The sequence below is a fragment of the Streptomyces sp. NPDC003032 genome (genome assembly GCF_053591415.1).
Map to the genome: position 1 here is coordinate 25,861 of NZ_JBSFTT010000031.1, position 9,003 is coordinate 34,863.

Sequence of the window (9,003 nt, forward strand, 5' to 3'; positions counted from 1 at the left end):
CGCCGCACGCGGGAGCCGACCGGCCAACGTCATGACGGAGCCCCGCCGGGCCGAAGCCGGGTGGGGCGGGGTGTCGTCGTGGCGTGCGGGCCGGCCGGCCGGCCGGGGCGCTTACGCCGCCGTGGTCAGGGTCACCGGTCTGGGGGGGTGCCTCGGCCTCCGCCGGCTCCTCAGCTGCGGGCGTCTTGCCGTCCCTGATGAGGACGACGGCGAGTACGGCCGCGGCCAGGACGCCCGCGGCGCCGGCCCAGAAGCTGGTGGACATCGCCTCGGTGAAGGCCTCCCGCGCCGCCGTGGCGAGCCCGGTGTCACCGGAGAAGGCGGCCAGGGCGAGCACGTCCGAGACGGAGTGGCCGGCCTCGGCGGGGGCGGAGTCGGGCATCGCGCCGGTGTAGGCGCCGGAGAGGACCGCCGTGACGCGGGCGCTCGAACGAGGTCATACGCGTCGGAGTTCCGCGGCGCCGAAGGAGACGTTGAAGCGGTCGCACCAGATGCTCACGCTGGTGAATCGGTTCAGGTCGAGGCCGTCGGGCAGGGCGTAGTTCTGGTCGCCCTTGTTGCCCTTGAGCTTGCCGAGGCTGTCGTACGCGCCGTCGTCGAAGACACTCCAGCCCGCCTTGCCCTCCACGACCGGGGCGTCGGTGATCCAGACGTGAAGGTCGGGGCCGTTGCTGGTGTCCAGGTCCTCCAGCCGCAGAGTGTGTGAGCCGTCGGGCAGACGCAGCACCTTGACCGTGCCGGCGGTGCGATGCTCATGGCTGATCAGCTTGCCGGTCGCCAGCGTGCGCGGCTCCTGCGGGGGCGAGGGCGCGGCCGTGGGCCCGGAGGCGCCGGGGGAGGCCGATTCGGCTGCTCGTGTGCCGTCGGCGACAGGCAGCTCTTCCCGTACGGTCTCGTCCTGCCACGCCTTCCAGGGCTGGAACCAGTACAGCCCCGCCCCCACCACCACGACGACAGCGACGATCAGCGCGCCCAGGATCAGCGGCCTGCCCATCAGACGGCGCTTCGGGGTGCCCCCCGGATTCCGGCCACTCGCGCTCACGCCGTCTCCTCCCCGCCTTCGACCTGCCGGACCTCGGCCGCCGGCCGCAGCCCGTTGTGCATCGGGACGGGAAGAACGCCATCGCGCCACTGGACCCAGTGGACGCGCCCGAAGAAGGCCCACCACGGTCGCCGTACGGCGACGACGATTCCCGCGTTGTCACCTTCTCGGTAGTGGAGGACTTCGTCCCCGACCCGGATGGCGGACTTGCTCTTCCGTGGCTCGGCTGTCGCCGCTACTGCCGCTGCCGCTGTCGCTGTCGCTGCTGGTGGTGGTGGTGGTGAGAGAGCGTTGGTCACGTCACTCACCCTACGAACACAATTGGCACATATAGGACTTCAGAATCTTACGAAACAGGGACGTCGAGCGTCGGCCGGGCTCCGGGTGATCCTGACCCCGCCGGCCGGTGCGAGGCTGGGCGTATGCAGACATCGCCGCAGGACGCTCCGGGTGCCGGGCTCCGTGTGCTCGTCGTGGACGACGACCCGACCGTGGCCGAGGTGGTCACGGGATACCTGTCCCGCGCCGGGTACGCCGTCGACCGCGCCGATGACGGCCCCGCGGCGCTGGAGTACGCCACGCGGCACTGGCCCGACCTCGTCGTCCTGGACCTGATGCTGCCCGGCATGGACGGCCTGGAGGTCTGCCGCAGGCTGCGCGCCAAGGGCCCGGTGCCGGTCGTCATGCTCACGGCCCTCGGCGACGAGGACGACCGCATCCTGGGCCTGGAGATAGGCGCCGACGACTACGTCACCAAGCCGTTCAGCCCCCGCGAGCTCGTCCTGCGCGTCGAGTCGGTTCTGCGCCGCAGCCACGCCGGCCGGGCTTCCGATCCCGGCACACCGCTGCGGGCGGCCGGTCTCTCGGTGGACCCGGTGGCCCGCCGCGCGACGAAGGGCGGCGCCGAACTGGCCCTGACGATCCGAGAGTTCGACCTGCTCACTTTCTTCCTGCGCCACCCGGGCCAGGCGTTCAGCCGAGAGGAACTGATACGTGAGGTGTGGGGCTGGGAGTTCGGCGACCTGTCGACCGTCACGGTTCACATCCGCCGACTGCGCGGCAAGGTGGAGGACGACCCGGCCAGGCCGCAGCTGATCCAGACGGTGTGGGGCGTGGGCTACCGCCTCGACGCAACGGATGACGCGTCCGCGAGCCGGTCCGGACAACCCATGAGACCGGACAACCCATGAGACCCGGCAAGCCATGAAACCCGGCAGCCATGAGAGCCGACAAGCCATGAGAGCCGAAGGCTGATCCCCCGTGCTGGACATTCTCCTCATCGCCCTGATCGCCTTCGCCGGCGCGGCATCGGCCGGGCTCCTCGGCGCCCTCGCACTGCGCCTGCTGCGGCACCGCTCGCTCACCTGGTCGCTGACCGTGGTCGCCGCGGTCGCCGTGCTCGCGATGCTGGCCGGGACGCTCCTCGTGGCCTGGGAGATGTTCCTGTCCCGGCACGACCTGAACGTCGTCGCGATCGTCGTGGCGATGGCCGCGGTCGTCTCGCTCGCCACCGCGCTGCTGCTCGGCCGCTGGGTGGTCGCCCGCAGCGAGGCCCTGACCGAGGCGGCCCGCTCCTTCGGTGACGGCGGCAGCTTCGCGGCGCCCGCGCGGCCCACGACCGCGGAACTGGCCGCCCTGACCCGCCAGTTGGAGGCCACCAGTGCCAAGCTCGCCGAGTCCCGGGAGCGCGAACGCGCCCTGGAGGCGTCCCGGCGTGAACTCGTCGCCTGGATCTCCCATGACCTGCGCACGCCCCTCGCCGGCCTGCGTGCCATGTCCGAGGCCCTGGAGGACGGCGTCGCGGCCGACCCGGACCGCTATCTGCGCCAGATCCGCACGGAGGTGGAGCGCCTCAACTCCATGGTCGGCGACCTCTTCGAACTCTCCCGCATCCACGCCGGCGCCCTCACCCTGAGCCCCGCCCGGATCTCCGCCTACGACCTGGTCGGCGACGCCCTCGCCGGAGCGGACCCGCTGGCCCGCGAACACGGCGTACGCCTCGTCGGCGGCCGCGTCGACGCCGTACCCGTCGAGGTCGACAGCAAGGAGATGAGCCGCGTCCTGGGCAACCTCCTGGTCAACGCGATCCGCCGCACCCCGGCCGACGGCACCGTCGCGGTGGCCGCGCGGCGCTCGAAGGAGGGTGTCGTCCTGTCCGTCACCGACGGCTGCGGCGGCATCCCGGAACAGGACCTGTCCCGAGTCTTCGACACCGGCTGGCGGGGCACCCACGCCCGCACGCCCCCGGCCGGAGCGGGCCTCGGCCTGGCCATCGTGCGCGGCATCGTCGAGGCCCACCAGGGACGGACGGCCGTACGCAATGTGGCGGGCGGCTGCTGCTTCGAAGTCACCCTGCCCGAAACGGCGTCCGAGCCCACCGAAGCGGGCTCGGACGCTGCGTAGCAGGTCAGAGGGGGTTTCCCCTCTCCCGCTCTCGGTAGACCGTGTGGGACTCGAACCCACAACCAATGGATTAAAAGTCCACTGCTCTGCCAATTGAGCTAACGGTCCTCGTCGGTGCACCCCCGAGCATAGCGGGACACGCCCCGCTGTCCGATCGGGTATCGCCGTCGAGAGCCGGTACGCGCCAACGAACCGGACCTTGGACCAGGCTACGGCCTGGGCAGGGGCCAGGCAGGGGCCGGGGCACGACCCGCCTACGGATCCTGGGGTTCCGGCAGCCCCGCCCGCGCCGCCTCGCGCGCCAGCGTGCGCTCGTGTTCCGGGTTGAGGAACCAGTGCCGGGCCGACACCAGCCACCAGGTCGCCGCGGAGCCGAGGACGACAAGTACCGCGATCGGCGCGTAGTTGAAGGTCTCCCAGGTGACCGGGGAGACCTGCGGCAGCATGAACAGGACGGTGATCACACCGACCCACCCCACCGCCACGACACCGACCGGCCGGGACCAGCGGCCCAGGTGCCAGGGGCCCCGCTCGAAGGCGTCGCCGCGCCGCAGCCGCAGCAGTGTCGGGATGACGTACGCGATGTAGAGCCCGATGACGGCGATGGACGTCACCGCCGCGTACGCCGTGACGTTGATCAGATACGGCAGCCCGAGCGCCAGCGCGCCGAGCGCCGCGAGCCAGACGGCCGCGACGGGCGTACGCGTACGAGGGTTGACCGAGTGCCAGATGTGCGAGAAGGGCAGCGCCCCGTCCCGTGAGAAGGCGTAGATCATGCGGGAGTTGGCGGTCACGGACGCCATGCCGCAGAAGAGCTGCGCGCCGATGACGACGAGCAGGAGCAGCTTGCCCGCGCTCGCCCCCAGCGCGTCGAGCAGGATCTGCGCGGGCGGCGCCCCCGTGGCCGACCCGCGAGCACCCTCGTACGACTGGATGGCGAAGGTGAAGCCGAGGAGCAGGACGAAGCCGGCGATCCAGGACGTCCAGATGGAGCGGACGATGCCCTTCGGGCCGGCCGTCGCGGCGTCGCGGGTCTCCTCAGTCATGTGTGCGGAGGCGTCGTACCCGGTGAAGGTGTACTGGGCCATCAGCAGCCCGATGAGGGCGACGTACAGCCCGCTGCCCCACCCCGTGTTGTTCACGAAGTGCGTGAAGACGAAGGACGGCGACTGGTGCGAGTCCGGCGAGAAGGTGAGCGCGCCGACGATGACGGCGACGCCCACCACGTGCCACCAGACGCTGATGCTGTTGAGCAGCCCGACGACGCGCACGCCGAAGGTGTTGAGCAGCCCGTGCAGGGCGAGGATCGCGGCGAAGAGCAGGATCGTGCGTTCCTCGGTGACGGTGAAGTCGAACTGGAGGTTCAGGTACGCGCCCAGGAAGGACGCCGCGCCGAAGTCGATCCCCGCGGTCACGGCGACCTGCCCGAGGACGTTGAACCACCCCGTGAACCACGCCCAGGCCGCCGCCGTCCGGCGGGGCGCGAGGCGGTGCGCCCAGAAGTAGAGCCCGGCGGAGGTCGGGTACGCGGAGCAGATCTCCGCCATGGCCAGCCCGACGAACAGCGTCATCAGGCCGACCCCGACCCACCCCCAGGTGATCAGGGCGGGCCCACCGGTGTTCATCCCGAACAGGTACATGGTGAGACACCCGGACAGGACCGAGATGATCGTGAACGAGACGGCGTAGTTCGAGAACGCCGACATGCGGCGCGCGAGCACCTGCGTGTAGCCGAGCTGGGCGAGGCGTTCCTCGTCGGAGCCGGCGGTGGGTGTGGTGGGTGTGGCCGGTGGTGCCTGCTTCCGCTCCCCGGATTCACTTGTCATGCCCCCAGCGATTCCCTCGCCGGGGGCACGACATGCGCCATGCCTGGCCAAAAAATGGCCTCAGTGCCCCCTCAGCGCACCTGTCGGGGGCGGATCTGTCGGGGGCGGATCTGTCGGGGCAGATCTGTCGGGGCGGATCTGTCGGGGCGGATCTGTCGGCGGAGAAGGACCTCAGGAAAGGACCTTGTAGGCGCCCCAGCCACCAGCGATCTTCGTCCGCCCGGTGAACGAGCCGTCCCCCTTGCCGTCGTTGCGGTAGAGGTTCCCCGAGGTGTCGCGCACGACCAGGTCCGCCCTGCCGTCACCGGTGATGTCACCGACCCCGACGACGGCGTTGTACGAGGCGCCCCAGTCCGTGAAGACCTTGGCCCGGCCCTTCACCGTGCCGTCGCCCTTGCCCGCGTACCGGTACAGCGTTCCGTCCTTGTGCCGGGCGAGGACGTCCCCGATCCCGTCGCCGTCGAGGTCACCGGCCCCGACGACCTTCGTGTACGACTTCCAGGCGGACCCGATCTTCTTCCCCGCCGCGAGCGAACCGTCGCTCTTGGCCGCGAAGAGGTACACGTCGCCGGTCGACGCCTTGCGCGCGACGAGGTCGGCACGGCCGTCGCGGGTCAGGTCGCCGGGTGAGGTGAGGACGTCGTACGCGTTCCAGCCGGTGCCCAGCTTCTTGTACGGGGCCGACGGGGTCAGCGGCTGCCCGCACTCGGGCCGGTATCCGCGCAGGGCGCCGTCGGCCATCCGGACCAGGACGTCGTTGCAGCGGTCCTTGCCCCTGTCCCCGTCCCTGTCCCCGTCCATGTCCCCGAAGGGCACCGCGAGCGCCTTGGTGGACCAGCCGCTCGCCGACGACTTTCCCGAGAACCCGCCCTTCCCGTCGCCCTGCTGGAAGGTCATGCCGCCCGAGGAGTTGAGGGTGAGCAGGTCACCCACCCCGTCCGGTTCGGCGTCGGCGCCCACGTGGTCGTGGCGCACGGAGTCGCCGCCGCGCAGCATGACCGCGCCCCGCGTCTCCAACGGCGCGCCCGCTCCGTCCAGGGGCCGCACGGACAGCGTCCAGTCGTAGGCGCCGTTGGGGAAGAACGTGTCGCCCGCTGCCTCCCGGGCGGCGCCGTGCCAGCCCACGGTCAGGTCGCCCCGCACGGCGCCGCCCTCGGCCGTGTCCACGACCTGGCCGGTGGTCCGGGCGCGGACGGTCAGCTTCCAGCCCGCCGCGGGCTTGGACAGGAGCAGCCGTGTGAGGGTGCCCGGCACGGCGTCCCGGGTGGTCGCGCGGACCGAGGCGGCGTTCTCGGCGGGGGCCAGCTGTGCCAGCGGCTGCGCCGGCTCGCCGGACGCCACGAGGTGTACGCGTTCCTGCGCGTCGACGTAGGCGACGGTGGTGCCCGACTTGTCGACGGTCCACCGCACATGGCGCTGCGAGACGCCCGTGTCGGGCAGGTCACCGATGTGCCGGGTGGCGGCCGTGCCGCCCGACACCGTGGTCAGTTCGAGCTTCCCCGCCGACTTGTCGTGCGTGACCACGTAGCCGTCGCCGAGCAGCGCCTCGCCCCGGGGGACGGAGACCGTCTTCTTGTCCGTACGGTCATACACGCCCGCGGGCCCTTCCGCGCCGCAGCTCCAGTACAGCCACCGTCCCAGCGCCTGCAGTTCCGTGGGGTCGCAGCCGGCGCCGGTGGACACCTCGTGCACCGTCTTCTTCGCCGTCAGGTCGTACCCGGTGACCGTGCCCCGCACGGTGCCCGGCGTCCACAGCACGTCGCCCCAGAGGGCCGCGGGCCCCGCGTCGCGGGTCAGCACAGGGCGCGCGTAGTTGTCGAGCCGGTAGACGTCCTGCCTGCCGCCCACCGTGTGGATCACGTACTGGCCGGAGAGGTCGGTGATGGCCCCGCCCGCCGGGACGCTCTTGTCGAAGTGATCGGTCGAGCCCGGCCCGTCCACCTGGATCAGGTCCCCGTCCTGCCCGTGCTCCAGCCATGCGATCCGGCCGTCGGTGGTGCCGTGGATCCGCGAGCAGGCCACGTCCTTCGCCGGGCAGTCGCTGCCGATCAGCACATTCGTACCCGGCGTGAACGAGGAGCGCTCACCGAAGGCCGGGGCGCCGCCGGCCGAGGGCGCGCTGTCGACCGTACGTACGTAGTCGTCGCGGCGGCCGCTTGAGGTGTCGGTGACCAGCAGCCTGCCCTGGGCGAGCGCCACGCCGCGGACCGCGGACTTCGGCCGGGGCAGCGGCTTGACGACGGTGGCGACCGGCCGTCCCGTGCCGTCGGCGGCGATGCGCTGGACGGCCTGCTGCCCGCCGGACGGGCCGATGACGACGGCCGTGCCGCCGGGCCCCGCGGAGATGCCGGGGCGGTCCATCTTCCCGACCAGCGTGACCGGATCACCGCCGGCGATCGGCGCGGCCTTCACCGAACCCGCCGCACTGCCGGTACGGGGTCGGTACACCAGCCAGTCACCGACCACCGCGAGCGCGTTGCGCGGCTGCGACGCGCCGCTTTCCAGGCTGACGGTCACGGGGGCGGCCGACAGGTCGGAGCGGTCGAGGACGAGAACGTCGGTCCCGGCCCCGCCGTACACCGCGATGTGGTCGGGCGACAGGGATGCGAACGTGTGACCGGTCGGCAGTGCACCGGACCGGCCCTTGACCTGTCCGGTCCGCATGTCGGCCTCGAAGACCCGGCTGGTCCCGTCCGCCTCGCCGAGGAAGAACAGGGACGAGCCGTCTGCGCCCAGCGGCGCGCCGGCCTGGCTGCCCGCGGGCAGACCGCGCACCGTCACGTCACGCGTCGCACCGTCCGCGTCGAGGGTGAGCAGGTGCAGGGTGTGGGCGTCGGTTCCGTCGGCCCCGTCGGTCCCGTCGGTTCCGTCCTCGGCGGTCGTCTTCGTGTGGGTGACGACCGTGGAGCCGTACGTCACCGCATGGATCTGGCCCTCGGGAATGCGCAGCGTGCGGGACGTCCGGTCCACGGCGTCCCACAGCTCGACCGCCGTGCCGTCGTCGGACCGCCTGGCGAGGACGTCGCTTCCCGTTGGTCGCGCCATGATCGCCCCCACGGCTTCGGGCACGGGGAACGTCTCCCCGTCCGCGTAACGCGTCCAGACGAGGCCCTTGAAGCCCTCCAAGCGGTGGAAGACGCCCTTGGCGCCCGCCCCGTCCGCGCCCGTCAGCTGCTCCGGAGCGAACAGGGAGACAGCGAGGTCGCTGTTGCGCTCGGCCGCCGGCACCACCGCCTCGGACGCCACCGCCTCTGACGCCATCGGCGCGGCGGAGGCCGACGACTGAAGCGGTACGAGCCCCGTCGCGACGGCGGCGGAGACGGCCACGGCGATGCCGAGGCGTCTCGCTCGGCGGTGATGTACGAAGGCATGACGAGCCACAGAGCCCACAGAGCCCACAGAAGTCCCTCCCCAGAGTTGCCTGATCGTACCGCCGCACACAGCAGTGGCCCCCACCCGAATCCGGGTGGGGGCCACTGTCTGTCAGTGCCGCTCAGTGCGGCTCAGCGCCGTCAGCTGTTGCGCTTCCAGCGCGGCTTGTCCTCGCGGCGGCCGAAGGAGCCCGTGCCGGTGCCCGAGCGGTCGTCGCGGCGGTTGAACGTCGGGCGGTCGTGGCCGCCGGAGCGGGCGCCGCCGGCGGGGCGGTCGTCGCGGCGGTCACGGTTGAACGGACGGTCGCTGCCGCGGTGGCCGCCGGCGGGGCGGTCGTCGCGGCGGAAGCCGGAGCCACCG

Annotated in this window: 7 protein-coding genes, 1 tRNA gene and 1 pseudogene; 3 read left to right on the plus strand and 6 right to left on the minus strand. The window is 71.9% G+C overall.

Features of this window, described 5'->3' with window-relative positions:
* Nucleotides 1–197: 197 nt before the first annotated feature.
* Entirely contained in the window at nt 198–395 is a 198-nt protein-coding gene (locus tag ACWDZ7_RS32920) for a hypothetical protein (RefSeq protein ID WP_451802099.1), read from the plus strand.
* Nucleotides 396–436: 41 nt separating this feature from the next.
* Here ACWDZ7_RS32920 and ACWDZ7_RS32925 read toward each other — a convergent pair whose 3' ends face one another.
* Nucleotides 437–994, minus strand: coding sequence for a DM13 domain-containing protein (locus ACWDZ7_RS32925; protein ID WP_451802195.1), 558 nt, complete (start codon nt 992–994; stop codon nt 437–439).
* A 44-nt stretch (nt 995–1,038) separates the two neighbouring features.
* Complete coding sequence (locus tag ACWDZ7_RS32930) at nt 1,039–1,341, minus strand: hypothetical protein (protein ID WP_451802100.1); 303 nt, start codon at nt 1,339–1,341, stop codon at nt 1,039–1,041.
* A 123-nt stretch (nt 1,342–1,464) separates the two neighbouring features.
* Between ACWDZ7_RS32930 and ACWDZ7_RS32935 the strand changes: the two genes are divergently transcribed.
* The gene (locus tag ACWDZ7_RS32935) at nt 1,465–2,232 is read left to right on the plus strand and encodes a response regulator transcription factor (protein ID WP_451802101.1); all 768 of its coding nucleotides are present in this window, start codon (nt 1,465–1,467) and stop codon (nt 2,230–2,232) included.
* A gap of 70 nt (nt 2,233–2,302) precedes the next feature.
* Nucleotides 2,303–3,445: a sensor histidine kinase gene (locus ACWDZ7_RS32940; RefSeq protein ID WP_451802102.1), complete on the plus strand. Its 1,143-nt coding sequence runs from the start codon at nt 2,303–2,305 to the stop codon at nt 3,443–3,445.
* A gap of 35 nt (nt 3,446–3,480) precedes the next feature.
* On the opposite strand, the gene ACWDZ7_RS32945 is transcribed toward ACWDZ7_RS32940, so the two are convergent.
* The 4 genes and pseudogenes from ACWDZ7_RS32945 to ACWDZ7_RS32960 all read right to left on the minus strand — a co-directional run.
* Nucleotides 3,481–3,553 (minus strand) — tRNA-Lys (locus ACWDZ7_RS32945).
* A gap of 146 nt (nt 3,554–3,699) precedes the next feature.
* Nucleotides 3,700–5,271, minus strand: a complete 1,572-nt coding sequence (locus ACWDZ7_RS32950) for an amino acid permease (protein WP_451802103.1) — start codon at nt 5,269–5,271, stop codon at nt 3,700–3,702.
* A gap of 171 nt (nt 5,272–5,442) precedes the next feature.
* Nucleotides 5,443–8,652 carry an FG-GAP repeat domain-containing protein gene (locus ACWDZ7_RS32955; RefSeq protein ID WP_451802105.1) on the minus strand — a complete coding sequence of 1,070 codons (3,210 nt, stop codon included), beginning with the start codon at nt 8,650–8,652 and terminating at the stop codon, nt 5,443–5,445.
* Between the two features lie 131 nt (nt 8,653–8,783).
* A pseudogene (locus ACWDZ7_RS32960) lies at nt 8,784–9,003 on the minus strand (DEAD/DEAH box helicase); the annotation flags it as partial.